Here is a 25,631-nt window from a genome sequence, read left to right as displayed (position 1 = left end):
GGGATCGTGTCACGGCGCGCCGGGGTCGCCGACCTCCCGCGGCACGCCGTGTCCGGCCGCGTCCCCGCCACCGGTCGGCGGGGGCGCGATCTCGACGTGGTCGCTGCCGAGCCGCCTCCGGGGCGTGCCGTTGACCACGACGCAGGCCCGCTGCCACGGCCGCTGGCGGGTGAGGAAGGGGAGCTCCTCGCGCATCCACTCGTGCCAGAACGCGGCGGCCTGCTCGGGGTCGCCGTTCACGCCGTCGGCGACGTCGCGGGCGATGCCGCGCCGCTCCGCCTCCGCTGCGTCCGACTGCACCCAGACGGTGGCGTCGACCAGGTCCGCGTGCTCGCGGTGGCTCGCGCCGGTCCCCTCGACGATGACGAGGTCCGACCCCGGGGGGACGGCGACGACCCCGTCGCGCCCGCGCCGGTCCCACTGCGGTGGCCGGTAGGACAGCCCCCGTCCCTCGTGCAGCGGCCGGAGCACGCCGTCGGCCAGCAGGTGGCCCCAGGCGAACAGCGGCTCGTGCCAGGCCAGGTCGTCGGTGTGCACCACCGCGGACGCGGGGGCCAGTGCGGACAGGCGGGCGGCGAGCGTCGACGTGCCCGAGGCGCCGCGGCCGTCGACGGCGACGATCCGGGGCCGTCCGCGAGGGTCGCCCGCCGCTGCGAGGACCAGGTCGAGCAGTGCCGGCACGGGTACGGGGCGCCAGGGTCCGGCCTCCGGCTCGCCGGCGGGCAGCGTCGGGGTCACGGGGTCGTCCTCCGGGGCGTCGGGTGGATGGCGGCCGCGCTGTCCTCGGGCGCCGGCGGAGGCGCGCTGAGGAGGACCCGTCCGAGCAGCAGGACGCAGAGCCCGGCGAGCACGACGCTGACCAGCGCCACGCGCAGGCTCGCCGCGTCCGCGACCAGCCCGACGACGGCCGGGGAGACGAGGAACCCGACGCGCAGCAACCAGCTGACGACGGTGAGGCCGACGCCGTGCGGCAGTCCGGGCAGCTCGTCGGCGGTGTGCATCACCGCGGGGACGAGGGTCGCGACGCCGAGCCCGGCCAGCGCGAAGCCGGCCAGGGTGGTGCCGACCGACGGGACCGCGAGGGCGAGGCCCATGCCGAGCGCGATCGCGGCGCCGCCGAGGCGCGCGACGCGGCGCTGCCCGAACCGGTCCACCACCCGGTCCCCGGTGAGCCGGCCGGCGGTCATCGCGACCTGGAGGGCGACGAAGGCGAGACCGCCCACGGCGGCACCGGCACCGACCTCACCGCGCAGGTAGAGCGCGCCCCAGGACGAGCCGGCGTCCTCGACGAAGGCGCCGCACGCGGCCAGGGCGCCGAGCGCGGCGAGCAGCAGCACGGTGTGGCCGGGCAGGGAGCCGAGGCGTCGGCGTCCGCCGGCGGACGCCTCCCCGCCGGCGCCGGCCGGAGTGCGCTCGGCGTCCTCCGGCCCCCGGAGCAGGAAGCGGTACGCGACGAGGGCAGCGACGCCGAAGACGGCAGCCGACGCGCCGAGGTGCACGGCCAGCGGCACCGCCAGCCCCGCCGCGGCGGACCCGAGGAGCCCGCCGACGACCGCGCCGATGCTCCAGACGCCGTGGAAGGCGTTGACGATCGAGCGGCCGTAGGCCCGCTGCACCCGGAACCCGTGCGCGTTCTGCGCGACGTCCACGACGGCGTCCAGCGCGCCGACGACGAGCATGACCACGGCGAGGACGACCCAGGTGCCGGCCAGTGGCACACCGGCCACGGCCACGGCGAGCACGACCAGCCCGAGCGCGGCGACCCTCGCCGACCCCAGCCGCTGGATGAACGCGGGCGCGAGCAGCCCGGCCAGGAGCGCTCCGACCGGCATGGCGGCGATCGCGCTGCCGAGCGCGGTGTTGCTCAGCTCCAGCCGGTCCTTGATGTCCGGCAGGCGCGGCACGAGGTTGGCGTAGAGCACCGCGTTGACGAAGAACACCGCCGACACCGCGGCGCGTGCGCGGCGCAGGTGCCGGTCGAGGACAGCAGGTGGCACGGGCGGCATGGGGGGGCTCCGGGGCGTTCGGGGTGCGGTCCGCCGGGACGGCGTGCGCGGGCGGGTCAGCGGGTGATGCGGAGGAGGGCGTGACGTACCTGGTCCGGCGTCATCGGGTCCGTCGACAGGAACTGGTGCAGGACGAGCCCCTCGACGAGGGCGTCGAGCTCGCGGGCGGTCACGGGGTCGAAGTGCAGCTCCAGCACCCGCCGGCTGCGCACCATCCAGTCCTGGGTGACCGCGCGCAGCTCCGGGCGCCGGGCGGCGGCGACGTAGAGCTCCACCGCCAGCACCAGCGTCCGCTCGTCCCCCAGGAGGTCCTCGCTCAGGTGCCGGGCGAGCGCGTCCAGCGCCGCCTCCGGGTCCGGCGCGGCACGCAGCCGCTCCTCGAGCGCTCCGGCGACCTGCTCGGCGTGCACGGTGAACGCCGCCGCCAGCAGCTCGTCGATGGAGGCGAAGTGGTAGGACGTCGACCCCAGCGGCACGTCGGCGGACCGGGCGATCGCGCGGTGGGTGGCGCCCGCGACACCGTGCTCGGCGATCACGTCGAGCGCCGTGGCGATGAGCCGCTCGCGCCGGTCGGGGTCGTAGCGGCGCGCCCGCCGCGCCGGCTCGTCGGCAGCCTGGCCGCCGAACGCCTCCGGGGCCGGCTCGGCGCTCACGGCCGGGTCCCGCCTCGCGCGGCGCGGGACCCCCTCACGCCTCCTCGCCGGCGGCGGGCTCGTCGCGGACGGCCGGCTGCCCGATGGCGCCCAGCAGCCGCTCGAGCAGCGCACGGCGCAGCGGCTCCTGCCGCGTGGTCGTCGCGTTGTGCGACGCCACCAGGTCGAGCGCCGCGGCGTCGGCCTCGGCCAGCGCGGGGTCGTCGAAGACGTACGGGTCCCCGGCGAGCACCCGCTCGCGCATCGTCCGGGCGTCCGTGACCTGCTGCGACAGCATGTGGACGAGCGTACACATCGTTGTGGACGTGCGTCCACATACGGTCCGCAGGCCCTTCGTCCCTGTCGGCCTCGTCGCGCACGCCCCTACGGTCACCGCCAGCCGCTCCCGGTGCGGCCGGCGGGGGCGGCGTCCTCGCCGCAGCACGTCCCGACGGAGAGGACCGACGATGACGACCCGGACGGGCACTCGAGCCACGGCCGCGACACTGCTGGCCGGCGCACTGGTCCTCGCCGGCTCGACGCAGGCCCTCGCCGCCCCTCCCGGCGGGAACGGCACGGCCACGGGGCCGCGCGTCATCCAGCGGGACCTGCCACACAGCGGGGAGGGCGTGCAGACCGTCGTCGTCGACACGAGCGCCGGCGCGGGCAGCACCGGCGGCAGGGTCACCGGCCGACCGGTCGTGCAGCTCGACCTCCCGCACAGCGGCGACGGCGACCAGGTCGTCGTCTACGACGCGAGCGCCGGGAACGGCGGAGCCGGTGGAGCCGGGGGGAGTGCCACCGCGGTCTCCCTGGCGGCCAGCACCGCCACGGTCACCCAGACGGCGACGGCGGCGACCGGCGACGGGGTCGCCACCGCCGTCGGCACCGCGATCACGGGGGACGCGAGCGCCGGGGACGCGACCGCCACCGGAGGTGCCGGAGGTGCCGGAGGAGCCGGCGGCGCGGGGAGCACCGGCGGCACCATCAGCACCGGCCCGATCGTGCAGCAGGACCTGCCGCACAGCGGCAACGGGGACCAGGGCATCGTCCTCGACGCGAGCGCGGGGAACGGCGGCGACGGCGGCGACGGCGGCGACGCCACGGCCGTCTCGGTGGCGGTGGACGACGCCACCGTCACCCAGACGGCCACGGCGACCGGCGACGGGGTCGCCACCGCCGTCGACACGGCCGTCACGGGGAACGCGACCGCCGGGGACGCGACCGCCACCGGGGGCGCCGGTGGGAACGGCGGCGACGGCGCGGCGGACAGCACCGGCGGGACGATCGTCACCGGCCCGACCGCGCAGCGGGACCGGCCGCACAGCGGCGACGGCGACCAGGCCCTCCTGCTCGACGCCAGCGCGGGGAACGGCGGCGACGGCGGCGACGGCGGCGACGCCACCGCCGTCTCGACGGCGGTGAACGCGCCCACGGTCGACCAGACGGCCACGGCGACCGGTGACGGGGTCGCCACCGCCGTCAACGCCGCCAGCACCGGGGACGCCACGTCGGGTGACGCGCAGGCCGCCGGAGGTGCCGGTGGGACCGGCGGCGACGCCGGGGCGAACAGCAGCGGCGGCGACGGCGGGGCCGGCGGGGACGCCGTCGCCGCGTCGGTGGCGGTGAACGTCGCCACCGTCGACCAGACGGCCACCGCCACGGCCGACGCGGCCGCCGCCACGGCCGACGCGGCCGCCGCCACTGCCGCCAACACCGCGGTCACCGGTGACGCGACCTCGGGAGCCGCGAGCGCGACCGGAGGCGACGGAGGTGCCGGAGGGGACGGCGGCGAGGCGGCCGCGCTGTCACTGGCGGTGGAGGCCGCCACGGTGGACCAGACGGCCACCGCCGGGGACGCGGCCGCCGTCGAGCCGCCCGCCGGCGACCCCGCGGACGGCTGAGGCCACGGCGGCAGCCGCTGCCGCGGTGGGCGGGTGCCGGCCGACAGCCGGCGTCAGAGGACCTGGTGGCCGTACATCTCGCCGAGCGGGTCGGCGATGAGCTCGATGCGGGCGCCGTCGGGGTCACGGAAGTACACCGAGACGCCGCTGTGCACCTCGTGCGGGACGCCGGCGTCGGTGAGCCGCTGCACCAGGTCGGCCCACCGGTCGGGCTCGACGCTGATCGCCACGTGGTGCAGCCCGCCGAGCACCTCGGCGTAGGGGCCGACGTCGAGGCCGGGGAAGTCGAAGAACGCGACGAGGTTGCCGTTGCCGATGTCGAAGAAGAAGTGGGAGGAGCCGGGGTAGTCGCGGTTCTCGATGAGCTCGGTCAGCGGGAAGCCGAGCACGTCCTGGTAGAAGCGCACGGTCCGCTCGACGTCGCTGCTGATCAGCGCGGTGTGGTGCAGGCCGCGGGCGGTGGAGGCGGGGCGCTGGCCTGCGGGCCGCAGGTGCGCGTCGCGGATGCGCGCGCGCTCGGCCTCCAGTGCGACGGGGTCGGGACCGGTCATCGCGGACGTCCTCTCGGGTCGGTGCCCCGATCGTGCCGTGCCGACAGACCCCGTGCCCGTGTCCTATTGACTCCCGATAGATGGTCAACGACATTCGATGCATGCCGTCCATGCCTCGGGTGTTCCTCGCCCTCCGGGTCCTGCTCGCGCTGCTGTTCGCGGCCCTGGTGGCCGCCCAGGTCGGCGCCCTGCCCGCGGCGCTGCGGCACCTGGCCGAGGAGTCGCCGGAGCTGGCCGGCCTGCGGTGGCCGCTGCTGACGTTCGGCGTGCTGGAGCTGGTGTGCGCCCAGGTCGTGGTCGTCTGCACCTGGCGGCTGCTCGGCATGGTCGAGGACGACCGCATCTTCCGGGAGGAGTCCTCGGTCTGGGTGGACGCGATCGTGCGGGCCATCGTCGTCGCCGGGCTGCTGCTCTCGGGTGCGGCGGTCTACACCGCCGTCGGCCGGGCTCCCGCCGGCCTGCCGGCGCTGCTGCTGGTGCTGCTGGTGGTCGTGGCCGCGGTGGGGCTGCTCGTGGTGGTCATGCGCGCGCTGCTGCGGCGGGCGACGACGCTGCAGGCCGACATGGAGGCGGTCATCTGATGCCCATCGTCGTCCGCATCGACGTCGAGCTGGCCCGGCGCAAGATGGGTGTGGGGGAGTTCGCCGAGCGCGTGGGGCTCACGCCGGCCAACGTGGCCGTCCTCAAGAACGGCCGGGCCAAGGCCGTCCGCTTCAGCACGCTGGAGGCCATGTGCCGGGTGCTCGACTGCCAGCCCGGTGACCTGCTCGAGTGGGTGCCGGACGAACGCGAGGCGCAGCAGGCCCCGCACGAGGCCGGCCGGTGAGCGGGGGGCGCGTCCCGGAGGCCGTCGACGTCCTGGTCGTCGGGGCCGGGCTGGCCGGGCTGCACACCGCCACGCTGCTCGCCGGACGCGGGCACGACGTCCTCCTGGTCGACCGTCGCCCCGACCTGACCGGCGCGATCCGCACCACGGGGATCTTCGTCCGGAAGACGCTCGACGACTTCCCCGTCCCGGCCCAGCACCTCGGCCCGCCGATCCGGCAGGTGGTGCTCCACCCACCGGGGCTGCGGCGCCCGGTGCGGCTGGTCAGCGAGCGCGACGAGTTCCGGGTGGGTGACATGGCACCGCTCTACGTCGCGGCGGCCGGCGCCGCGGTCGACGCCGGCGTGCGGATCGCGCTGGGCACCCGCTACGCCGGCCGGCGCGGCGGCAGCGCCCTGCTCGTCGGCCGCGAGGGGCCGGTCCGGCTGCGGGCCCGGTTCGTCGTCGGCGCCGACGGCGCCCGCTCGCGGGTCGCCCGCGACCTCGGCCTGGACCGCAACACCCACCTGCTGGTCGGCGCCGAGGAGGTCTTCGCGGTCCCCACCGGTCAGGGACCCCCGACGTTCCACTGCGTGCTCGACCCCTCGCTCGCCCCGGGCTACCTGGCGTGGGTGGTGCACGACGGGCGGCACGCCCACGTCGGCGTCGCCGGCTACGCCGACCGCTTCCCCGGCGGGCTCCGCCGGGCCCTGGAGCGGTTCGGCGCCTCGGCGCCCGGCCTGGCCGGCGTCGAGCGCCCGGCGGAGGTCGAGCGGCGTGGCGGCCCCATCCCCGTCGGCGGCCTGCTGCGCCGGATCGCCTGCGCCGACGGGCTGCTCGTGGGGGACGCCGCCGGTGCGGTCTCGCCGCTCACCGCCGGCGGTCTCGACCCGTGCCTGCGGCTGTCGGTGCACGCTGCCGCCGTCCTGGACGAGGCACTCCGGGCCGGGCGGCCGGACGCGCTGGCCGCCTACGACGGAGCCGCGCTCCGGGCCCGCTTCCGGGGCAGGCTCCTGCTGCGCCACGGGCTGGCCCAGGTGCGCACGCCCGCGGCCGCGACGGCGGCGTTCGCCCTGCTCCGCACGCCGATCGGGCGGGCCGCGGCCCGCCGGGTCCTCTTCGGTGACCGGTCCTTCCCGTCCCCCGCGGTGCCCTCGCGGCCCCCGGCCGGGTCGCCCGGACGAGCGGCGCACCGGGCCTGACGGGCGCGCCGCCGGCCGGCACCGGTCACGGGCCGGCCGGGCGGCGGTGCTCGCGCGGGCTGGGCCCGGTCCAGCGGCGGAACGCGTGGGTGGAGCTGGCCGGCTCGGCGTAGCCCAGGCGGTCGGCGGCGTCCGGGCGCAACACCAACGACCGGCCCGACGTCACCTTCCGGTACCGGGCGCGCACCCGCCGCCTCGACCTGGCGGACTACCGGACCGGCCCGGCGGGGTCCTCCAGCGCCCGGTCGGGGTAGCCCCCCGGACGCGGCGTCGACGTCCGGGGCGGCGGGACGCGCCGTCCCGGCGGGCGTCGTCCGAGGTCACCGACGTCCCCGGGCGGGTCCCCGCGCTCGTCCACGCGTGTCCCGGTCGACATGTGGGTGTCCCCGGAGGCGGGTCGCCGGACCGGCGGAACGGATCCACAACGATCCGAACACGCCGCGTCCCAGCGCGCCTCGCTGCGCGCCCCGCGGATGCGGCCGGACCCCACACTTCCCCTGTCCGCGCCGCCCTCACCGGCAGCTGCGGACGCCGTCGCACTTCCCCTGCGGCGGCCCCATGGACGGGATGAACGGTGGATCACGTGGATCTCCGCAGTACTGGACTGCGCCTCGACAGCGAGGCACGCCTGGGTTGGTGGCTGGTCGTCGAGGGCCAGGACGGCCCCGACCGCCTCGTCGCCGGCCCCTACGACGACCGCACCGGCGCCGGCTGGGCCGCCGCGGAGCGCGGGGACGACGACGAGCCGGTGCGCGCCGTGTACGGCGTCCGGGGCCCCGGCGGCGGCCTGCACCGCCGCCCCTCGCCGCAGGAGCTGGCGTGGCTGACCCACCTCGGCGAGCAGCTCGACCGGCTGCCCGAGGACTGGGACGCCGGCCTGGCCGACGATGACCCGCTGGCCACCCTGCTGGTCGAGGTCACCGCGGTGCTGGCCGAGGCCGGCCTGCCGCTGTGGGACGCCACCGGCCCCGGCGGCGCGCTCGGCGGCGTCTGCCTGAGCGCCGAGCCCGGTCTCGACGGCGTCGTCGTCGGCTGGCGCCAGCACGACCGGACCAGCGTCGAGCTGCTGCACGGCGCCGACACCGACGCCGCGGTGCAGCAGGTCATGAACAGCGCCCTGGCCGACGTGCTGTGGCTGCGCGGCTTCGAGGTCGACGACCTCGGCGGCGACGCCAGCGGCTCCGTCGTCCGCCGCGCCGCCTGACCGCCGTGCGCGCCTCCGCAGTCCCCGTGGCACACGGGCCGGCCACGGGCACCGCTCCCTCCGCCGAGGACGGCCTCGGCCTGGCCGCCCTGCTCGACCTGCTCGCCGTCGACCCCTCCGGCGAGGCACCGGCGACCTCCGGCCGGCGCCCCGCCGGCCTGGTCGCGCGGGCCCGCGGCTGGCTCCACCGGGCCGCCGACTGGGGTGCCGGCCCGCAGCGCTCCTGGTGCGCGTGGTGACGCCCGCGGTCCCGGCGGGTAGCGCCGAGCTGATCGTGTGGCCGGTGGTCGCCGTCGTGGGGTTCCTCGCGCTGGCCGGGCTGGTCGTGGTCCTGGGCCGCAGCTCCACGGCCCGCTACGAGTTCGAGCGCAACGCCGTGCGGCAGCAGCGGTCGCCCGCCGCCGACCAGCGGCCCGGGCCCGGGACCGGGCTCGCCGTGCCGGCCGGCCCGGCCGGCACGGCGGGCCCCGGCACCGCGGCGGTCCCGTCGGGAGGCGGGACGCAGGCCCGTCCCGCGGGCCGGACGGCCGTGGGTCTGGCGACCCACCCGGCCGGACGGCGGATCGCCGGCGGCGACGGGACGACGGCGTGGTGGCTGGTCGACGGGTCGCAGGACCGGCCCGGGCTGCACGCGGTCGCCGGGCCGTTCGCCGGCCGGACGGACGCCGTGTGGACCGCGCTGGCCACCGGGCTCGACGGGTCCGCCCGCGCCGTCCACGGCACCCTGCGCGCCGACGGCACGGTGATCCGGCGGATCTCGGCGCAGGACTCGGCGTGGCTGACGCACCTCGGCGAGCAGCTCGACCGGCTGCCCGAGGACTGGGACGCCGACCTCGACGACGACGACCCGCTGGTCACCCTGCTCGTCGACGTCACCGCCGTGCTGACCGAGAGCGGTCTGCCGCTGTGGGACGCCACCGGCCCCGGCGGCGCGCTCGGCGGCGTCTGCCTGAGCGCCGAGCCCGGCCTCGGCGGCGTCGTCGTCGGCTGGCGCCAGCACGACCGGATGAGCGCCGACCAGGTGCACGGCGCCGACGTGGACGTCGACGTCCAGCAGGTGGTGAACGCCGCGCTCGCCGACGTCCTCTGCGTGCGCGGCTTCGACGTCGAGCTCCTCGGCGGCGCGGCCAGCGGCTGCGTCGTCCGCCCGCTCGGCTGAGCCCGGCCCGCCGGACGCCGCGCCCGGGCCGGTGCGGCGCCGGCCGCCGGACCGGCAGGTGGACCACCCGCGACGGGAGGCGGCGCGCCGCACGACGTCACGACCACGGGCCGGTCCGCCCCACCCCTGAGCGGGAGGGCGGGTCGAGCCCGTCCACGACCCTGCCGAAGGACGAGGTATGGCACAGCCGCCGACCGACCGCACGCCACCTCGGGGGACCGCCCTCTGGTGCTACCTCACCGCTCTGGTGGCCGTGCCGCTCGTCGGCGTGGGCGTCCTGACGGCGCTCATCGCCGTCCACACGAGCGGCGACGTGGACAGCGCGCGGCGCGCCGAGGCCGCCGTCCGGGCCGTCGCCCGGCTCGACGCCGCCCGCACGGCCGTGGAGCGGGAGATCCTGCCGACGCTCGCCGTGGCCGTGATCGACGATCCGGCCGCCGCCACACAGCTCGGGGTGGCGCCGTGGATGCTGGCGAGCGCGCGGAGCGTGGCCGCCGACGGGACCGCCCAGGCGCGGACGGCGACCGACGCGGCGCTGGCCGCCGTGGCCGCCGGCTCCCCGGGCGCTGCGGTCGCCGAGCACGTGACCGCCGACCTGGCCGGGCTGCGGGCCGGCGTCGACCGGGGGCAGGTGCGCCTCGAGCAGCTGTACCTGGGCTACCTCGACGCGTCCAACGACCTGATGACCGCCGAGTGCGACGCCGCCGCGGCGGCCGTCTCCGAGGGCGTGCCGGCCCGGACGGCGCGCGCCGTCCAGGACGTCGAGACCATCGCCACGCTCACGCAGACCGCCAGCCGGCAGACGCCCCTGTACCTCGGCTCGCTCTTCGCCCCGGACACCGCCCTCATCGGCTCGCGGCTGGCGTGGGAGACCGGGTGGCTGTCCTACACGGACGCGCAGCGGCGGATGGAGGAGCTGTCGCAGGAGCCGCTGCGGGCCGCGTGGGCGCAGCTGCGGGAGTCCGAGCTGGTGACCGGGCTCGACGCGCTGCTCACGCCCGCGAGCACCCCCGCCGCCCCCACCAGGGACGTCGGCCGCCTGACCGATCTCCTCCTCCGCAGCGCCGACCGCGACGCCGCACTGGCCGGGCTGGTCGGGACCGCCATCGACGACGTCCTCGCGATGGCCGCGGCGGACCGCGAGGACGCCGCCGCGGTCCTGCGGCGGACGCTCGAGCTCGGCGCCGGCCTGCTGCTGGTGGCGGCGCTCGGGGCCGTCTGGCTCGGCCGGACCGTGTCGCGGTCGCTCGGGGTGCTCGCCGGCCAGGCCACCCGGATCAGCGAGGGGGAGCTGGTCGAGGTCGAGGTCCGCGGGCCGCGCGAGGTGCGCACCGTGTCGGCCGCCCTCGGCGCGGCCGTCGCCGGCCTGCGCCGGATCCAGGACCAGGCCCGGGCGGTGGCCCGCGGGGACCTCGACGACGCGCTGCTCGACCGGCCGCTGCCCGGCCCGCTGGGCGAGGTCGTGCACGCCTCGATCCGCCAGATCGTCACCTCGGTGCGCCAGCGCGAGGAGCTGCAGTTCGCCCTCGCCCACCGGGCCACGCACGACCCGCTGACCGAGCTGCCCAACCGCGCCCAGGCCCTGACGCTGGTGACCTCCGCGCTGCACCGGGCCCGCCGCTCGGGGCGATGACCGGGCTGCTGTTCGTCGACCTCGACGGGTTCAAGGCGGTCAACGACGGCCGGGGCCACGCCGCGGGCGACACGGTGCTGCGCGAGGTGGCCCGCCGGATGCGGGCGACGGTGCGCGCCGGCGACGTCGTCTGCCGTCTGGGCGGGGACGAGTTCGTCGTCCTCGTCGAGCCGGTCGAGGCCGAGCGCCACCTCATGGACCTCGCCGAGCGCCTCGTCGCCGACATCAGCGAGCCCGTCGACGTCGGCGGCCTGGTGCAGGTCGGCGCCAGCATCGGCGTCGCGGTCAGCCGGAACGGCGGTGCGGACGCCGATGCCCTCGTCGCCGAGGCCGGCACCGCCGCCGAGCGCGCCAAGCGGCACGGCCGCGGCCGGGCGGAGATCTTCGACGACGTCCTGCGCCGGCAGCTGGCCGCGCGCGCCGCGACCGAGGCGGCGATCGCCGCGGCGCTCACCGACGGCGGGATGCGGCTGGTCTACCAGCCCGTCCTCGACGTCGCGGAGCAGCGGCTGCGCGGCTTCGAGGCGCTGGTGCGCTGGGTGCGGCCGGACGGCGTCGTCGTCCCGCCCGACGAGTTCGTCCCCGTCGCCGAGAGCTCCGACCTGGTCTGCGACCTCGACCGCTGGGTGCTGCACGAGGCCACCCGCCAGCTCGCCGCCTGGCGGGCGGGGACGCCGGCCGCGCCGGGGGTGCCCGAGCCGACCGTCGCGGTCAACGTGTCCGGCCGGCACCTGACCGACCGGCGCGTCGTGACCGACGTGCTGGCCACCTCCGGCCTGCCGCCACGCCTGCTGGTCGTGGAGGTGACCGAGACCGTCCTCGTCGACGACCCGGTCGCCATGACCCACCTGGCGGAGCTCCGGGCCATGGGCGTGGCGATCGCGATCGATGACTTCGGCACCGGCTACACCTCGATCGGGCAGCTGCGGCACGTGCCGGTGGACACGCTGAAGATCGACCGCAGCTTCGTGGCCTCACCGGACCCGGGACAGCAGGAGCTCGTGGGCCTGGTCATCAGCGCGGCGCACACCTTCGGCCTCGACGTCGTGGCCGAGGGCGTCGAGGAGCCCGCCCAGCTCGAGCGGCTGCGCGCGCAGGGCTGCGACCTCGCCCAGGGCTGGCTGCTGTACCGCCCGCTGCCGCCCGAGGCCGCCGGCGCGCTGCTCCGCCCGGTGCCGCAGCGCGCCCCGGCGTCCTGACCCGCCACCGCCGTCCCGACCCTGCCGGGAGCGGTCCCGTTGACCGGGCGGGCGGCGCGCGGCAGCCTCCTGTCCCCGAGCCGTCCGCCCGACCCGAGGGGGCCCCGTGCGCGTCCCCACCCCTGCCGGGGCCCTCCTCGCCGCCGGTCTGGTGCTGACCGGCTGCGCCACCGTGGTGACCGGGGTCGCCGGCCCGGCCGGTGGCCCGCGCACCGACGCCACCGACGCCGACCTGAGGGTGCACCTGGCCGAGGAGGGCGGCGCGACCGACCGGGTGGCGCGCAACGCCCTCGCCGACGTCCTCGCCTACTGGGAGCAGACCTACCCGGAGCTCTTCGGCGGCGAGTTCGGTCCCGTCGACGGCGGCTTCTGGTCGATCGACCCGGCCGAGACCGACCCCGCCGACCTGCCCGGCGGCCCGTGCTTCCCCGACGACCTCGCCGACCTCGCGGACAACGCCTACCACTGCGCCGACGAGGACGTCGTCGTCTACGACCGCGCCTGGTTGGCGGAGCTCGCCGAGGACTACGGCGCGTTCGTCGTCGCCGAGATCATGGCGCACGAGATCGGCCACGCCGTCCAGGCGCACGCCGGGCTCGACCAGCCCTCGATCATCGCCGAGACCCAGGCCGAGTGCTTCGCCGGCGGCTGGACGCGGTGGGTGGTCGAGGGACGCTCGGCGCACTTCGTCGTCCGCCCGAAGGAGCTCGACCCCTACCTGCTCGGGTACCTCTACTTCGGCGACGCCGTCGGGTCCTCGCCCGACGCCGAGGACGCGCACGGCTCGCTGTTCGACCAGCTCTCCGCGTTCCAGGAGGGCTACGCCGAGGGCCCGGTCGCCTGCGCCGCCTTCGACACCTCGCGGGTCTACACCGAGGAGGAGTTCGAGGCCGAGGAGGAGGCCACCGGCGGCGACCTGCCCTACCGCGACGTCGTGGACGGCACCGACGACCTGCTCGCCACCTTCTGGGACCAGGCCCTGACCAGCGGCTTCCCAGGCACCGGCCCGCTCGGCGGGCGGCTCGACCTCCCCGACGTCCGCGCCGCCGACGGGCCGGGCATGGTGTGCAGCGGCGCGGGCGCCGAGCTGGACCTGCAGTACTGCACCGCGGACGACTCGGTCCGCTACGACGCCGCCGGCCTGCTCGAGCCGGCCTACGAGGACGTCGGCGACTTCGCCGTGACGACGCTGCTGGGCCTGCCCTACGCGATGGCCGTGCGCGGGCAGCGCGGGCTGTCGGTCGACGACGCGGCCGCGGTCACCGCCTCGGTGTGCGCCGTGGGCTGGCTGGCGCGGGAGCTGCACCTCGGCCACGTCGACGGGCCGGGGCTGGCGATCTCCCCGGGCGACGTCGACGAGGCCGCGGTGGTGCTGCTGCAGTACGCCACCGAGCTCACCGTCGTACCGGAGTCGGGGCTGTCCGGCTTCGAGCTGGTCGACCACTTCCGGCAGGGGTTCGTCGACGGCGGGCGCGCCTGCCGGTTCTGACCGGGCTCAGTCCGCGTCGAGGAAGTCCTCGACCACCGGTGCGAGCTCGCCGGCCTCGGTGACCAGCGCCAGGTGCCCGCCGGAGTACAGGTGCAGCCGGGCGCGGGGGATGCCGCGGGCCAGGATGCGGGCGTTGACCACCGGGATGATCGGGTCGTCGTCACCGGCGACCACCAGCGTCGGCTGCCGGATCAGCGACAGGAACGGCAGGCTGCTCCACCCCGCGCTGGCCGCCAGCTGGTAGTAGTAGCCGCGCCGCGGCCCCAGCCGGCTGGCCGAGTGCAGCACCCGGGCCGCCAGCGCCGGGTCGTCGCGGATCGTGCCGCCGTAGAGCGTGGCGGCGACCTCCTCGGCGTACCCGGCGTCACGGTGGCGCCGGGGGGTCAGCATCCGGGCCAGCACGCGCGGGTGCGCGGGCACCATCAGGCTGCCGGTGCCCGTGGCCGCCAGCACCAGCCGGCGGCAGCGCCGGCGGTGCTGGACGGCGAAGTGCTGCGCCAGCCCCCCGCCCCAGGACAGCCCCAGGACGTCGACCGGGTCGTCGTGGCCGAGCTCGCACAGCATCCCGGCCAGCACCGGGGTGAAGGTGGCCAGCACGTACGGGACGACCGGCCGCGGGGAGCCGCCGACGCCGGGGACGTCGAAGCGGATCACCGTCCGACGCGGGTCGAGGGCGTCGACGAACGGCTGCAGGACCTCCAGGCTCGCCCCGATGCCGTTCATCAGCAGCAGGGGCGGGACCGACCCGTCCCCCCGGCGCACCGACACCCGGAGGGTGCGGCCGGCGACGGTCACCGTGCGGACGACCTCACCGGTGCCCGCCCTGGCGGCCGCCGCGCGCGACGTCCTGCGGGCCGGGGGGACCTGCTCCCCCGGCTCCTCACTTGTCGAAGACATACGTCCCCGGTGCGTCGGTGAGCGGCGGCAGCTCCTCGCTGCCCAGCGACGTCGGTGCGGGGACCTCGTCACCGGCCCGCTCGCCCAGCCACGCCATGAAGTCCGGCCACCACGAGCCCTTCTCCTTGGCGGCCGAGGCCAGCCACTGCTCGGGGTCGGCCGGCGTCTCCGGAGCCACCTGGAAGGACGCCTTGGGGTTGCTGGGCGGGTTGACCAGCGAGGCGATGTGGCCGGCGGTGGACAGCACGAACCGGCTGCGCCCGCCCAGCAGCTGCGTCGTCCGGTAGCAGGACTGCCAGGGGCACAGGTGGTCGGCGATCCCGGCGGTGACGTAGGCGTCGACGTCGACGGCCGAGAGGTCCACCGGCGAGCCCAGCATGGTCGCCGCACCCGGCTTGGTGAGCAGGTTGCCGACCGAGACGTCGATGAAGTCGCGGTGCAGGCCCGCGGTCATCCGGGTGGTGTCGGCGTTCCAGAAGAGGATGTCGAAGGCCGGCGGCGGCTTGCCCTGCAGGTAGTTGTTGACCCAGTAGTTCCAGACCAGGTCGTTGGGCCGCAGCCAGGCGAACACCTCGGCCAGCGTCGCGCCGTCCAGGTAGCCCTTCTGCCGCGACTTCTCCGTCGCCTCGCGGACGGCCTCCTCGTCCATCAGCGCGCCGATCGTGCCGGCGTGCGACCAGTCGAGGACGGTGACGGCGTAGCTCGACGCGGCCACCCGGTGCAGCGCGCCGGTGTCGGCGAGGTGGGCGAGCACCATGGCCTGGATGATGCCGCCGGAGCAGAAGCCCTGCAGGGCCACCCGGTCGCTGCCGGTGATCTTCTCCGCGGCGTCCATCGCGTCGAGGACGGCCTGCCCGTAGGCGTCCAGGCCCCAGTCGGCGTGCCGCTCGTCGGGGTTGCGCCAGCTGATCATGAAGACCTGCTGGCCTGCGGCCACGTAGTGCTCAACGATGCTGCGGCCCGGCGCGAGGTCGGTGACGTAGTACTTGTTGATCGTCGGCGGCACGATCACCAGCGGCACGCTGCGGACCCGCTCGGTGGTCGGCCGGTACTGGATCAGCTCGAACACCGGCGTCCGCAGGACCACCGCGCCCGGGGTGACGGCGAGGTCCTCTCCCACGGTGAAGGCGTCCGGGTCCACCATCGAGGGCACCCGCGGCGCGGACGCGAGGTCGCTGACCAGCCGACGCACGCCGCTGACCGCGTTGCGGCCGCCGGTGTCGATGACCGCCTTCCACAGCAGCGGGTTCAGCAGCGAGTTGCTCGGCGCGAGGGCGTCGACGACGTTGGTCAGGGTGAAGCGGATGCGCTCGTCGTCCTGCCACTCGAGGTCGGCGTCCTCGACCAGCGAGGCCGCGGTCTGGGCCGCGGCGATGTGCGCCTGCATGGCCCGCTTGAGCAGCGGGTTGCCCGCCCACGCGGGGTCGGTGTACCGCCGGTCCTTGGGGTTGGGCGCGATCTCCGAGCGGCCGGTGACGATGCCGCCCAGCTCGCGCACCAGTCCGCCGGAGCGGCGGGCCACGACGTCGGGCTTGCGGGCCAGCGCGGCCCCCAGCCGGGCGACGGTCCGGGCCGGCGGGATCATCCGCCGCAGCGGGCCGCGGGCGCCGTCGACGAGCACCATGTCCAGGCCCATCACGGCCTCCGACGCCTCCGGCGCCTCGGCCGGGCCGGTGTCGCGGACGGGCGCGGAACGCGGGCGCGGGGAGTCGGGAGACGGGCGGGGAGCAGTGGTGGTCATCCCGGACTCCTGGTGTCGGTGCAGGTCTGTGACCCGGTTGACTCAACCACAGGAGGACTCCTGCGGCAGGGGGCGGCTGCCCCGGAGGGGGCACTACCCGCTGAGGCCGACCAGGCACACCCGGGACCGAGCGCGCACCCCGCCCACCCCGCAGGAGGCTCCGCCGACCGTCACGGGGACGGGCGGGCGGCCCGTTCGCGCCGGTCGCGCACCGCGGTCACCACCGCGGGCCAGCCGAGGGCGAGGCCGGCGCCCAGCAGGGCTCCGGCGACGGTGTCGGACAGCCAGTGCGCGCGCAGGTAGACCCGCGACAGCGCCATGACCGTGGAGAAGACGACCGCCCACACCTCCCAGCGCAGGCGGGCGCGCCCGGGTGGGGCCAGCACCAGCACCAGCCCGACCGCGGTCACCGCGCCGGCGATGGCGTGCCCGGAGGGGAAGGCGGCCGCCGACGTCTCGATCAGGGCCCCCGGGGGACGCGGGCGGTCGAAGGCCGCCTTGACCGGGCCGATCGCGGCCTCGCTGGTGACCACCGCCAGCCCGAAGGCGAGCAGGCGGGCCCAGTGCCGGCGCCAGGCGAGCAGCAGCATCGCCGCGGCCCGCAGCGGCCAGTTCACCCAGGTGCTCCCGAGCCACGACAGCGCGACCGACACCCCGGTGGCGGGCTCGCTGCGGACCGCGCCGACCCACCCCCACACCGCGTCGTCCACCGCCTGCACCGCCGGGCGGGTGGTCGGCAGGGCCACCAGCACGCCGACGAGCACGGCGCCGGCCAGCAGGAGCGCGCTGGCCCGCAGGCCGCGGCGGGAGTCGACCAGCATCACCCGGGTCGCCCGAGCACGAGCAGGACCAGGCCCCCCACCAGCAGGCCCAGTCCGACGCCGCCGACGACGTCCAGCGGCAGGTGCGCCGCGACGTGCACCCGCGCCAGGCAGACCGCCGCCGCCAGCACGACCCCGGCGATCCGCCCGCGGCGTCCCAGCCAGGGCCAGGCCACCGTCAGCACGGTGACCACGACGGCGGCGTGTCCGGAGAGGAAGCCGCGGCCCTGCGCCGCGTCCCCGCGCAGGACGACGTCGTCCAGCAGTCCGTCGGGCCGGCCCCGCACCACCACGTCCTTGATGCCCTTCGCCGCCAGGTACGTCCCGGCGCCGGCCAGCAGCAGCCCCGCCGCCAGCCGCCAGCGGTGCAGCACCGCGGCGGCCAGCGCGCTCGCGGGCACCACCAGGACGTTGCCCAGCTGCATGACCGGCCAGACCAGCGCGAACGGGAGCACGTCGACGCCGTTGACCGCCCGGAACACCGCCGCCTCGGACGCGGGCACGGACGTCCGCTCGATCGGCAGCGCGGCGAGCACGAGCACGAGCGCGCCGACCGCGACCAGGACGGCGTCACGGCCGCGCCGCACGGGTCTGCGCGGGCGGGTGTCCGCGCGCCCGCTCACGTCGTCTCCGGCACCAGCTCCGTGCGCGGTGCGGAGTTCGGCTCCCGCCGCCACGAGCGGTTGTGCCGCCAGAACAGGTACGTGGCCACGCCCAGGGGGATGGGCAGCACGTAGGTCAGCCCGCGGAACACCAGCACTGCGGCCGCGACCAGGGGCCGGTCACCGCCGGCCGCCGCCAGGCCGGTGATGAGCGCCAGCTCGATGACGCCCAGCCCGCCCGGGGTGAAGGGGATCGCGGTGAGCAGCCGGGCGAAGGCGAAGACCGCCAGCGCCTCCACGACGCCGACCTGCTCCGCGCTCACGCCGACGGAGCGCAGCGCCAGCAGCAGGACGACGAACAGGGAGAGGTGGCTGACCAGGGTGGCCAGGGTCAGCCAGTGCCAGCGGGCGCGCAGCAGCAGCACCGTCCGGTCGCGGAACTTCGTCGTCGCCAGGTCCCAGCCCTGCGCGGGGGGCCGGCCGAACGGCCGCAGCAGGGCGGAGGCCACCCGCCCGGCGCCGGTGCCGATCCGGGCCGCGCTCTCCCGGCTGCGCAGCAGCAGGCCGAGCAGGACCACGGCCGCGACGAGCCCGGCGATGCCGCCCAGCCCGGCCAGCAGCCGCCCGGTGGTCGGCGCGGAGCTGAGGGCCAGCAGGGCGAGGGCGAGCACCGGGAGCCCGAGCTTGGCGAAGTTGTTCCAGAGCCCCGACAGCAGCAGCGAGACCGACGTCCGGGAGCGGGAGAAGCCCCACGAGGAGTTCATCCCGTAGGTCAGCCCGAGGGACAGGGCCGCCCCGCCGACGACGGTGTTGGACACCGCGGTGGTGGTCAGCGTGGAGACCGTCGCCTCCCGCAACCGCAGCCCGGGCATGGTCGCGACCATCACGAACTGGTAGGTCGCGAGGTTCCACAGCGCGGCGACCCCGAGCAGCGCCAGCGACGTCCAGGACATGGCCGCGACCGCCGACCACACGTCGGACAGGCTGGTGAACTGGGGCAGGAACCAGAAGAAGACGGCGCCCACGAGCGCGAGGGACAGCAGCGGTGTGAGCACCCGGCGCCAGAGGGGAGTCGTCCTCGGGGGCCGGGCGGGCGGGGCCTGCGGTGCGACGGCGGTCATGATCCGCCTCCCTCGTCGACGGGCGGGTCGAGGTGCAGCCGCCGGCCGCTCTCCTCGTGGACCTGCGCGGCCAGCTCCTCGCGGCTGACGACGCCGAGGCTGTGGGTGGCCAGGGCGAGCGGCTCCCCCCGGTTCTCCCCGGCGAGGGTGAAGACGACGGTGAGACAGCCGCCGTCGAAGACGTAGTAGCGCCGGCCGTGGTACTGCGGGGCCACCTGGGTCACCCGCTCGAACCGGCGCAGGTCCTCCCGGTCGCTGGGGATCTCCGTGGCGCCGCTGGTGTCGCAGTCCTCGGTGAGCACCACCTCGATGGCGCGCGCGCCGTCGCGGTTGGAGTCCAGCCAGAACCGGGACGAGCCCGAGCGCGCGTCCAGGCCGGCGAAGGTCCAGCCGACCGGCACGCTCTCGACGCACGGCAGCCAGGTCGCCGTCGGCACCGACTGCGCCATGAGGACCACGCCGTTGGCCGCGGTGGCGTCGTCCCCGGTCGCGCACCCCGGCAGCTCGTGGCTCATGCTCGTGCCGTTCCCCCCACAGCCGGCGAGCAGCAGGGCCGCCGCGAGCAGCGCGGTCGCCGGGGGGCGCGTGGCGGTCACAGCGGGGACCCGAGCAGGTCGATGGTGATCCCGAGGGCGACCAGCGCGGCCACGACGGTGACGATGCTGAACCCGACCCGGCGCAGCGTCCACCGCTGGATCCGGACGGGCGGGAGCCGGTAGGGCAGCAGCCGCAGGAAGTCGGCGTGCAGGTCACGGCCCTGCGCGCGCAGCATCCGGCGCAGCTGGGAGGGCATGGTCAGGCCACGGGTCGCCGCGAAGGCCTCCGCGATCTCCTCCTCGGAGAAGTGCTGCCGGGCGCGGGCGTAGACCCGTGCGGCGTCGGTGCGCAGGGCCAGGACCAGCATCATGTTCGCCAGGTCCACCGCCTGCCGCCACGGACTGGGCCGCACCTCGCCGAACGCGGAGTCGATGAGGAACAGCGTGCCGTCGCGCACCATCACGTTCGCCGGCTTGATGTCCCGGTGGGCCATGCCGATCTCCCACATCCGCCGGACGACGGCCAGGCCCTGGTCGATGATCGCGTCGTCGACCTCGGCCTCGCCGATCTCCTTCGCGCCCTGGAGGAACTCGGCGACCAGCAGGTACTCGCGCTCCGGGGTGATCTCCACGATCCCCAGCGGGTGCGGCACGGGCAGGCCGGCGTCGGAGAGCAGGCGCAGCACGTAGTCCTCGTACTGCACCAGCCGGCGCACGCTGTGGTAGGGCTTCTCGTCCTCGAGCCGGCCGTAGAGCAGCGTGCGGCCGAGCTTGAACCAGCGGTCGGACCGGACGTGGGTGGCGGCGTAGAGCTTGCCGAACACGCAGCTCTCGTCCTCCTCCGCGGCGTCGTCGGCCTTGACGGTGATCCGCAGCGGGGTGGAGCCGCCCGAGCCCGCCAGGCCGAAGGGCGTCACCGCGGTGGCCACCAGGCCGAGCTGGTCCTGCAGGGCGCGGATGATCGCCTGCCCGCGCGCGCCCGAGACGTCGAGGTGGGCCGGGCTGCCGCGCCGGTAGACGACCGGGTAGACCTCGTTGGGCGTCAGCAGGCGGAACGCCGCCAGCGGGGCCGCGACCCCGAGGACGACCCCGGCGAGGACGTCGGTCGGGTGGTCCTGGGCGAGGTAGAGCCGCGCGGCGGCGGTGACGAGCAGCAGCCCGCACACCACCCACTTGCCGACGTCGCGGCGGCGCCCGGCGGGGACCAGGGAGTACAGGCAGCTGACCAGGAGGGTGGTCAGGACGGTCATCGGCACCGAGGGCATGGAGAAGCCCGACCACGTGCCGAGCACCTCCACCTCGTAGGGGCGCGGGCGCTGCAGGGAGGCCGCCACGGTGCCGGCGAGGTTGGTGACCAGCAGGCACACGCCGAGCCAGACGAACAGGTGCCGCCAGCGCCGGAAGACGGCCAGGACGACCAGGCTGACCACCCACAGCACGTGGATGGCCCGGGTCGTCGCGAGGACGCCGGCCACCTCGGCGACGCGGGTCAGGCCGGGGGAGCGGAGGGTGCCGATCGCCTGCAGCACCCGGGTGTCGACCAGGTCGAAGAACGCCACGCTCCCGGTGGCGACCACGACGACCCACGAGACCAGCACGGCGCCGCTGAGGCCCAGCCACCACTTACCCGAGGCGTTGAGGTGCCGCGGGAGGGGCGGCGGCTCACCGGAGGGCCGGCGTCGGCGGTGGACGCGCTGGATCGGCGGGGGGTCCGGTCGCCGGACCGTTCCCACCGCCGGGGCCTGCGTCGCCGGGGCCTGCGGCGGGGGTGCCTGCCCCGCCGGGGCCCGTGTCGTGGCCGCCATGCCGGCCGATGCTGCTCCTGATGCGTCCCGGAGACCATCGACCTTGGTCCCGTCCCGGGCTAGCGTGGCGGTCCCCGCGGGTCCCCGGCGGGGCGCCGCCTCCCTGGGAGGTCCGCGATGCGTCTGCGCGTGCTCACCGCCGTCCTGCTCCTCACCTCGGCCCTGTGCGCCTGCGGGGGGTCCCCCGACGACGCCCGCCGGGTCGAGGAGGGGGTCGTCCGGGTCGCCTCCTACGACTTCCCGGAGAACCAGACGCTGGCCGAGGTCTACGCCGAGGCGCTGCGGCGGGCCGGGCTCGAGGTGTCGGTGCAGCACGGCATCGGCACCCGGGAGGTGGTCCTCCCGGCCCTCGAGCAGGGCGTGGTCGACGTCGTCGTCGACTACCTCGGCACCGCCTCGGACTTCCTGGAGCCCGGCGCAGGGTCGGCGCACGCCGACCCCGTCCTCCTCCAGGAGGACCTGGCGCGGACCCTGGCGCCTCGGGGCATGACCGTGACGGCGGCCGCGGCGGCCGAGGACCAGAACGGCTTCGTCGTCCTCACCGACCTCGCCGAGCGGCACGGGATGACCACGCTCTCGCAGCTCGCTGCGGTGGCTCCCGGGCTGGTCTTCGGCGGCCCGCCCGAGTGCGTCGAGCGGCGCTTCTGCCTCCCCGGCCTGCGCGAGGTCTACGGCGTGGAGTTCGCCGCCGTGCGCACCATGCCCTCACGGGTGGCCACCGTGGAGGCGCTGCGCACCGGGGAGATCGACGTCGGCATGCTGGAGACGACCGACGGTCACCTCATCGACGCCTCCCTGTTGCTGCTGCGGGACGACCGGTCGCTGCAGCCGCGCGAGAACGTGGTGCCCATCGTGCGGACCGCGGTGGCCGAGGAGGCCGGTGAGCGGCTGCGCGGCGCGCTGGAGGCCGTCAGCGCGCAGCTGACGACGATCGACCTGATCAGGCTCAACCGGGCCGTGGCCATCGACGGCCGCACGCCGCGGGAGGCCGCGGCGCAGTGGTGGGACGGCCGCTGAGGAAGGACCCTCCTCCCCACCCCTCGTGGCCCGCCGCGAGCGTGCGAGTGGTGGGGGGCAGGAGGGTCCTTCCTCAGGCGATCGCGCTGGTCCCGGTGATCGCCCGGCCGACGATGAGGCTGTTGACCTCGCGGGTGCCCTCGTAGGAGTAGATGGCCTCGGCGTCGGCCACGAACCGGCCCACGTGGTTCTCCAGCAGGATGCCGTTGCCGCCCATCAGCTCCCGCGCCCAGCCGACGGTCTCGCGCATGCGCATCGTGCTGTAGCCCTTGGCCATCGAGGCGTGCTCGTCGCGGAGCATGCCGCAGTCCTGCAGCTGCGAGGCGCGGGCGCACAGCGCGGCCGAGGCGGTGATGTTGCCGAGCATCCGGAACAGCAGGTCCTGCACCAGCTGGAACGAGGTGATCGACCGGCCGAACTGGTCGCGCTCCAGCGCGTAGCGCAGCGCGTGCTCGTAGGCCCCGCGCGAGCAGCCCACCGCCGACCACGCCACGCTGACCCGGGTCGCCCGCAGCACGTTGGCCGTGTCCCGGAAGCTGTTCGCGTTCTGCAGCCGGTTCTCCTCGGGCACCCGGACGCCGTCCAGGGTGATCAGCGCGTTCTGCACCGCACGCAGCGCGATCTTGTCCTCGAGGTCGACGGCGCTGAAGCCGGGGGCGGGCGTCTCGACGACGAAGCCGAGCACCCGGTCGGTGTCGACGTCGCGGGCCCAGATGATCACCAGGTCGGCGAAGCTGCCGTTGCCGATCCACTTCTTCTGCCCGTCGAGCACCCACTCGTCGCCCTCGCGCCGTGCCGTCGTCTCCAGGCCGCGGGCGACGTCGGACCCGTGACCGGGCTCGGTCAGCCCGAACGCGCCGATGAGCTCCATCCGGGCCATCGCCGGCAGCCAGCGCTCCTTCTGCTCCTCGGAGGCGCACAGGTGCAGGGTGCCCATGGCCAGGCCGCCGTGGACGCCCATGAAGGTGGCCACCGACGGGTCGCCCCGGCCGAGCTCCATGGCCACCATGCCGTCGAACAGCGACGACCGGCCGGGAGAGCCGTGGCCGGAGTACTGCGCGCCGGCGATCCCCAGCTCGGCGATCCCCGGGATCAGGTGCCGGGGGAACTGCGCCCGGGTCCAGTACTCGTTGATGATCGGCTCGACCTGCTCGTCCATGAACGCCCGGACGCGCAGGAGCGTCTCCCGGTCCTGCTCGTCGAGCAGGGCCTCCAGGTCGTAGAAGTCCGACGTGACGGTCGTCCGGTCGCCCATGGCGCTGCCTCCTCTACGGGGACCGCGGTGTCCCCTGCGCCCGACCTACCCCGCACCCCGCGTGGCAACCGACCGGCGTGGCATGGCCGCGGACGGATCCGGGCAGGAACGCCCTGCTCCGTCCGTACGTCCCTCCTGAGGAGAGCCCGTGTCCCGATCGATCGCCGACCAGACCGACGCGGAGCTGGGCGGCCCGGGCAGCGTCCTGGTGCGCCAGCGCCGCGACCACGTCGAGCTCGACCGGCTCCTGCACGAGCTCGACGGCACCACCGGCCGCGCGCAGGAGGAGGTGCTCGCCCGCATCGACCGGCTCGTGTTCAGCCACGCCTTCGCCGAGGAGTCGGTCATCTGGCCCGTCGTGCGCCGGACCCTCCCCGACGGGGAGGACCTGACACTGCGCATCGAGCGGGAGCACCAGGAGGTCAACGAGCTCGTCGCCGCGCTCGAGGAGGGCGGGATCGACGACCCGCGGCGGCCGGCCCGGCTCGCCCGGCTGGTCGAGGTGCTGCGCGAGGACGTCCGCGACGAGGAGGACGTGCTCTTCCCCCGCCTGCAGGAACGGCTCGACGTCGCGGAGCTGCGCCGCCTGGGCCGGCAGTGGGACCTCGTCCGGCGGATCTCGCCGACCCGCCCGCACCCCACGGTGTCCCGCCGCCCGCCGGGCAACGCGCTGTCGGCGCTGCCGCTCACCCTGCTCGACCGCAGTCGCGACCTCGTCGACGCGGTCGTGCGCCGCGCTCCCGCGCCCCTGGCACCGGCCGGTGTGGCGGTCAGCCGGGGGCTGGCCGCCGTGGCCGGGCTGGTCGAGCGCACCCCGCCGGCCCGCCGCGGCGACCGGCCGCCCACCGCCCGCTGAGCACACGACGAGGGCCCCCTCCCGCAGTGGGAGGGGGCCCTGGCCGTGTGCCCGACCCGGGACGGGTCGTCCTGCTAGTTCGTGTTGCGGTCCTTCGGCTCGGCGCGGGCGTCGAGCTGGATCTCCTTCTCGGCCGCCGGGACGCCATCCTTCATCTCCTTGGTCCGCTCCATCTCGGCGTCGAACTCGATGCCGAACAGCAGGGCCAGGTTGATCAGCCAGAACCAGATGAGGAAGACCACCACGCCGGCCAGCGCGCCGTAGGTCTTGTTGTAGCTGCCGAAGTTGCCGACGTAGAAGGCGAACGCGGCCGACGCGATGACGGCCACGAGGATCGCGACCGCGGCACCGGGACTGACCCACTTGAAGCCGCGCAGCTTCACGTTCGGCGTCGAGTAGTAGAGGACGGCGATCATCAGCGCGAGGATCACGAGGATGACCGGCCACTTGGCCACGTTCCACACGGTCAGGATCGTGTCGCCCAGACCGATGGCCGAGCCGACGGCCTCGACGATCGGGCCGCTGAGCACCAGCATCAGGACGATCACGGCGGCGAACAGGATGCCGACCAGCGTGACCAGCAGCTGCAGCGGCTTGAGCTTCCAGATCTTGCGGCCCTCGGGCGTCTCGTAGACGACGTTGGCCGCGCGGGTGAAGGCGCCGACGTAACCCGAGGCCGACCAGACGGCACCGGCCAGACCGATGACCAGGCCGATCCCGGCGGTGCTGGTGTTGCCGGCGATCTGCTCGATGACCGGCTGCAGGGTGCTGGCCGCCTGCCCGGGCACCACGGTCGTCAGCGCGTTGGTCAGCTCCTCCGGGGTGGTCAGCAGGCCGACGACGGAGACCAGGGCGATGAGCGCCGGGAACAGCGCCAGGACGCCGTAGTACGTCAGCGACGCGGCCCAGTCGGTGAGGTTGTCCTCGCTGAACTCCTTGAGCGTCCGCTTGACCGTGCCCATGGCCGTGGGCGTGCGGTCGTGGCCCGTCGGGGCGTTGTCGAAGCGGGTGGAGTTGACCTTGTCGTCGTTCGGGGCGGGGTCGCCGGCGGAGTTGCCGGAGAACTGTGTCCGCGATTTCGCACTGGTGTCGCGCGAGCCGGTGGGGCGGGCCATCGTGGTCCTCCGGGGCTGGGTGGTCGGGTGGATCGGCGTGATCAGTTCCCCGGGCGGCCCTGTTCCATGCGCCGCGTGATC

Annotated in this window: 27 protein-coding genes; 12 read left to right on the top strand and 15 right to left on the bottom strand. The window is 75.9% G+C overall.

Annotation, left to right across the window (positions count from 1 at the left end):
• Positions 1 to 9: 9 nt before the first annotated feature.
• Genes JOD57_RS10135 through JOD57_RS10120 form a run of 4 tightly spaced genes read right to left on the bottom strand, consistent with a single transcriptional unit; the run spans position 10 to position 2,936 of the window.
• Positions 10 to 738, bottom strand: coding sequence for a uridine kinase family protein (locus JOD57_RS10135; RefSeq protein ID WP_204691917.1), 729 nt, complete (start codon positions 736 to 738; stop codon positions 10 to 12).
• Positions 735 to 2,006, bottom strand: a complete 1,272-nt coding sequence (locus JOD57_RS10130) for an MFS transporter (RefSeq protein WP_204691916.1) — start codon at positions 2,004 to 2,006, stop codon at positions 735 to 737. The genes JOD57_RS10135 and JOD57_RS10130 overlap by 4 nt, the downstream gene beginning before the upstream one ends.
• A 56-nt stretch (positions 2,007 to 2,062) precedes the next feature.
• On the bottom strand, positions 2,063 to 2,659 hold the full coding sequence (locus JOD57_RS10125; RefSeq protein ID WP_204691915.1) for a TetR/AcrR family transcriptional regulator: 597 nt from the start codon (positions 2,657 to 2,659) through the stop codon (positions 2,063 to 2,065).
• A 34-nt stretch (positions 2,660 to 2,693) separates the two neighbouring features.
• Positions 2,694 to 2,936 (bottom strand): maltose acetyltransferase domain-containing protein, encoded by a 243-nt coding sequence (locus JOD57_RS10120; protein ID WP_239568362.1) that lies wholly within the window; start codon positions 2,934 to 2,936, stop codon positions 2,694 to 2,696.
• A gap of 169 nt (positions 2,937 to 3,105) precedes the next feature.
• Here JOD57_RS10120 and JOD57_RS10115 point away from each other — a divergent pair, with 169 nt between their 5' ends.
• Entirely contained in the window at positions 3,106 to 4,542 is a 1,437-nt protein-coding gene (locus JOD57_RS10115; RefSeq protein WP_204691914.1) for a hypothetical protein, read from the top strand.
• Positions 4,543 to 4,595: 53 nt separating this feature from the next.
• Here the strand turns inward: JOD57_RS10115 and JOD57_RS10110 are convergent, their stop codons facing one another.
• Complete coding sequence (locus JOD57_RS10110; protein ID WP_204691913.1) at positions 4,596 to 5,093, bottom strand: VOC family protein; 498 nt, start codon at positions 5,091 to 5,093, stop codon at positions 4,596 to 4,598.
• 101 nt (positions 5,094 to 5,194) lie between these two features.
• Between JOD57_RS10110 and JOD57_RS10105 the strand changes: the two genes are divergently transcribed.
• Genes JOD57_RS10105 through JOD57_RS10095 form a run of 3 tightly spaced genes read left to right on the top strand, consistent with a single transcriptional unit; the run spans position 5,195 to position 7,100 of the window.
• Positions 5,195 to 5,674 carry a DUF2975 domain-containing protein gene (locus tag JOD57_RS10105; protein WP_204691912.1) on the top strand — a complete coding sequence of 160 codons (480 nt, stop codon included), beginning with the start codon at positions 5,195 to 5,197 and terminating at the stop codon, positions 5,672 to 5,674.
• A complete protein-coding gene (locus JOD57_RS10100) occupies positions 5,674 to 5,919 on the top strand; it encodes a helix-turn-helix domain-containing protein (protein ID WP_204691911.1) in 246 nt (81 codons plus the stop codon). The genes JOD57_RS10105 and JOD57_RS10100 overlap by 1 nt, the downstream gene beginning before the upstream one ends.
• Positions 5,916 to 7,100 (top strand): FAD-dependent oxidoreductase, encoded by a 1,185-nt coding sequence (locus JOD57_RS10095; RefSeq protein ID WP_204691910.1) that lies wholly within the window; start codon positions 5,916 to 5,918, stop codon positions 7,098 to 7,100. The genes JOD57_RS10100 and JOD57_RS10095 overlap by 4 nt, the downstream gene beginning before the upstream one ends.
• A gap of 25 nt (positions 7,101 to 7,125) precedes the next feature.
• Here JOD57_RS10095 and JOD57_RS10090 read toward each other — a convergent pair whose 3' ends face one another.
• Positions 7,126 to 7,287, bottom strand: a complete 162-nt coding sequence (locus JOD57_RS10090) for a helix-turn-helix transcriptional regulator (RefSeq protein ID WP_204691909.1) — start codon at positions 7,285 to 7,287, stop codon at positions 7,126 to 7,128.
• A 396-nt stretch (positions 7,288 to 7,683) separates the two neighbouring features.
• Here JOD57_RS10090 and JOD57_RS10085 point away from each other — a divergent pair, with 396 nt between their 5' ends.
• The 6 genes from JOD57_RS10085 (at position 7,684) to JOD57_RS10060 (ending at position 13,784) form a co-directional block, all read left to right on the top strand.
• Positions 7,684 to 8,304, top strand: coding sequence for a hypothetical protein (locus tag JOD57_RS10085; RefSeq protein ID WP_204691908.1), 621 nt, complete (start codon positions 7,684 to 7,686; stop codon positions 8,302 to 8,304).
• Positions 8,305 to 8,309: 5 nt separating this feature from the next.
• Positions 8,310 to 8,543: a hypothetical protein gene (locus JOD57_RS10080; protein WP_204691907.1), complete on the top strand. Its 234-nt coding sequence runs from the start codon at positions 8,310 to 8,312 to the stop codon at positions 8,541 to 8,543.
• Entirely contained in the window at positions 8,540 to 9,463 is a 924-nt protein-coding gene (locus JOD57_RS10075; protein ID WP_307824590.1) for a hypothetical protein, read from the top strand. The genes JOD57_RS10080 and JOD57_RS10075 overlap by 4 nt, the downstream gene beginning before the upstream one ends.
• A gap of 178 nt (positions 9,464 to 9,641) precedes the next feature.
• A complete protein-coding gene (locus tag JOD57_RS10070) occupies positions 9,642 to 11,096 on the top strand; it encodes a HAMP domain-containing protein (protein ID WP_204691906.1) in 1,455 nt (484 codons plus the stop codon).
• The gene (locus tag JOD57_RS10065) at positions 11,093 to 12,295 is read left to right on the top strand and encodes a putative bifunctional diguanylate cyclase/phosphodiesterase (RefSeq protein WP_204691905.1); all 1,203 of its coding nucleotides are present in this window, start codon (positions 11,093 to 11,095) and stop codon (positions 12,293 to 12,295) included. Before JOD57_RS10070 ends, JOD57_RS10065 begins: the two co-directional genes overlap by 4 nt.
• Positions 12,296 to 12,401: 106 nt before the next feature.
• Positions 12,402 to 13,784: a neutral zinc metallopeptidase gene (locus tag JOD57_RS10060; protein WP_204691904.1), complete on the top strand. Its 1,383-nt coding sequence runs from the start codon at positions 12,402 to 12,404 to the stop codon at positions 13,782 to 13,784.
• A gap of 6 nt (positions 13,785 to 13,790) precedes the next feature.
• Here JOD57_RS10060 and phaZ read toward each other — a convergent pair whose 3' ends face one another.
• The 7 genes from phaZ to JOD57_RS10025 all read right to left on the bottom strand — a co-directional run bounded on the left by phaZ (position 13,791) and on the right by JOD57_RS10025 (position 21,307).
• Positions 13,791 to 14,579 (bottom strand): poly(3-hydroxyalkanoate) depolymerase, encoded by a 789-nt coding sequence (phaZ, locus tag JOD57_RS10055; protein WP_204691903.1) that lies wholly within the window; start codon positions 14,577 to 14,579, stop codon positions 13,791 to 13,793.
• A gap of 85 nt (positions 14,580 to 14,664) precedes the next feature.
• On the bottom strand, positions 14,665 to 16,422 hold the full coding sequence (locus JOD57_RS10050) for a PHA/PHB synthase family protein (RefSeq protein ID WP_204691902.1): 1,758 nt from the start codon (positions 16,420 to 16,422) through the stop codon (positions 14,665 to 14,667).
• Positions 16,423 to 16,592: 170 nt separating this feature from the next.
• Positions 16,593 to 17,243, bottom strand: a complete 651-nt coding sequence (locus JOD57_RS10045; RefSeq protein WP_204691901.1) for a phosphatase PAP2 family protein — start codon at positions 17,241 to 17,243, stop codon at positions 16,593 to 16,595.
• Positions 17,243 to 17,866, bottom strand: coding sequence for a phosphatase PAP2 family protein (locus JOD57_RS10040; RefSeq protein ID WP_204691900.1), 624 nt, complete (start codon positions 17,864 to 17,866; stop codon positions 17,243 to 17,245). Before JOD57_RS10040 ends, JOD57_RS10045 begins: the two co-directional genes overlap by 1 nt.
• Positions 17,863 to 18,966: a lysylphosphatidylglycerol synthase transmembrane domain-containing protein gene (locus JOD57_RS10035; RefSeq protein WP_204691899.1), complete on the bottom strand. Its 1,104-nt coding sequence runs from the start codon at positions 18,964 to 18,966 to the stop codon at positions 17,863 to 17,865. Before JOD57_RS10035 ends, JOD57_RS10040 begins: the two co-directional genes overlap by 4 nt.
• Positions 18,963 to 19,562, bottom strand: a complete 600-nt coding sequence (locus JOD57_RS10030; RefSeq protein ID WP_204691898.1) for a hypothetical protein — start codon at positions 19,560 to 19,562, stop codon at positions 18,963 to 18,965. Before JOD57_RS10030 ends, JOD57_RS10035 begins: the two co-directional genes overlap by 4 nt.
• Positions 19,559 to 21,307 (bottom strand): phosphatase PAP2 family protein, encoded by a 1,749-nt coding sequence (locus tag JOD57_RS10025; RefSeq protein WP_204691897.1) that lies wholly within the window; start codon positions 21,305 to 21,307, stop codon positions 19,559 to 19,561. The genes JOD57_RS10030 and JOD57_RS10025 overlap by 4 nt, the downstream gene beginning before the upstream one ends.
• Positions 21,308 to 21,424: 117 nt before the next feature.
• Here JOD57_RS10025 and JOD57_RS10020 point away from each other — a divergent pair, with 117 nt between their 5' ends.
• Entirely contained in the window at positions 21,425 to 22,324 is a 900-nt protein-coding gene (locus JOD57_RS10020; protein WP_204691896.1) for an ABC transporter substrate-binding protein, read from the top strand.
• Positions 22,325 to 22,397: 73 nt separating this feature from the next.
• Here JOD57_RS10020 and JOD57_RS10015 read toward each other — a convergent pair whose 3' ends face one another.
• Positions 22,398 to 23,579 (bottom strand): acyl-CoA dehydrogenase family protein, encoded by a 1,182-nt coding sequence (locus JOD57_RS10015; RefSeq protein ID WP_204691895.1) that lies wholly within the window; start codon positions 23,577 to 23,579, stop codon positions 22,398 to 22,400.
• 148 nt (positions 23,580 to 23,727) lie between these two features.
• Here JOD57_RS10015 and JOD57_RS10010 point away from each other — a divergent pair, with 148 nt between their 5' ends.
• Positions 23,728 to 24,435, top strand: a complete 708-nt coding sequence (locus JOD57_RS10010; protein ID WP_204691894.1) for a hemerythrin domain-containing protein — start codon at positions 23,728 to 23,730, stop codon at positions 24,433 to 24,435.
• Between the two features lie 74 nt (positions 24,436 to 24,509).
• Here JOD57_RS10010 and JOD57_RS10005 read toward each other — a convergent pair whose 3' ends face one another.
• Positions 24,510 to 25,550 (bottom strand): YihY/virulence factor BrkB family protein, encoded by a 1,041-nt coding sequence (locus JOD57_RS10005; RefSeq protein WP_204691893.1) that lies wholly within the window; start codon positions 25,548 to 25,550, stop codon positions 24,510 to 24,512.
• Positions 25,551 to 25,631: the final 81 nt, after the last annotated feature.

The sequence above is a fragment of the Geodermatophilus bullaregiensis genome (assembly GCF_016907675.1).
GTDB classification, from domain to species: Bacteria; Actinomycetota; Actinomycetes; order Mycobacteriales; family Geodermatophilaceae; genus Geodermatophilus; species Geodermatophilus bullaregiensis.
This window is presented reverse-complemented; position numbering and strand designations above follow the sequence as displayed.

What these genes read in the sequence shown, in the direction of transcription:
- JOD57_RS10130 (WP_204691916.1), bottom strand. Translation starts at nt 2,006, where the DNA reads ATGCCGCCCGTGCCACCTGCTGTCCTCGACCGGCACCTGCGCCGCGCA.
- JOD57_RS10120 (WP_239568362.1), bottom strand. Translation starts at nt 2,936, where the DNA reads ATGCTGTCGCAGCAGGTCACGGACGCCCGGACGATGCGCGAGCGGGTG.
- JOD57_RS10115 (WP_204691914.1), top strand. Translation starts at nt 3,106, where the DNA reads ATGACGACCCGGACGGGCACTCGAGCCACGGCCGCGACACTGCTGGCC.
- JOD57_RS10110 (WP_204691913.1), bottom strand. Translation starts at nt 5,093, where the DNA reads ATGACCGGTCCCGACCCCGTCGCACTGGAGGCCGAGCGCGCGCGCATC.
- JOD57_RS10105 (WP_204691912.1), top strand. Translation starts at nt 5,195, where the DNA reads ATGCCGTCCATGCCTCGGGTGTTCCTCGCCCTCCGGGTCCTGCTCGCG.
- JOD57_RS10100 (WP_204691911.1), top strand. Translation starts at nt 5,674, where the DNA reads ATGCCCATCGTCGTCCGCATCGACGTCGAGCTGGCCCGGCGCAAGATG.
- JOD57_RS10070 (WP_204691906.1), top strand. Translation starts at nt 9,642, where the DNA reads ATGGCACAGCCGCCGACCGACCGCACGCCACCTCGGGGGACCGCCCTC.
- JOD57_RS10065 (WP_204691905.1), top strand. Translation starts at nt 11,093, where the DNA reads ATGACCGGGCTGCTGTTCGTCGACCTCGACGGGTTCAAGGCGGTCAAC.
- JOD57_RS10050 (WP_204691902.1), bottom strand. Translation starts at nt 16,422, where the DNA reads ATGACCACCACTGCTCCCCGCCCGTCTCCCGACTCCCCGCGCCCGCGT.
- JOD57_RS10045 (WP_204691901.1), bottom strand. Translation starts at nt 17,243, where the DNA reads ATGCTGGTCGACTCCCGCCGCGGCCTGCGGGCCAGCGCGCTCCTGCTG.
- JOD57_RS10035 (WP_204691899.1), bottom strand. Translation starts at nt 18,966, where the DNA reads ATGACCGCCGTCGCACCGCAGGCCCCGCCCGCCCGGCCCCCGAGGACG.
- JOD57_RS10025 (WP_204691897.1), bottom strand. Translation starts at nt 21,307, where the DNA reads ATGGCGGCCACGACACGGGCCCCGGCGGGGCAGGCACCCCCGCCGCAG.
- JOD57_RS10020 (WP_204691896.1), top strand. Translation starts at nt 21,425, where the DNA reads ATGCGTCTGCGCGTGCTCACCGCCGTCCTGCTCCTCACCTCGGCCCTG.
- JOD57_RS10015 (WP_204691895.1), bottom strand. Translation starts at nt 23,579, where the DNA reads ATGGGCGACCGGACGACCGTCACGTCGGACTTCTACGACCTGGAGGCC.
- JOD57_RS10005 (WP_204691893.1), bottom strand. Translation starts at nt 25,550, where the DNA reads ATGGCCCGCCCCACCGGCTCGCGCGACACCAGTGCGAAATCGCGGACA.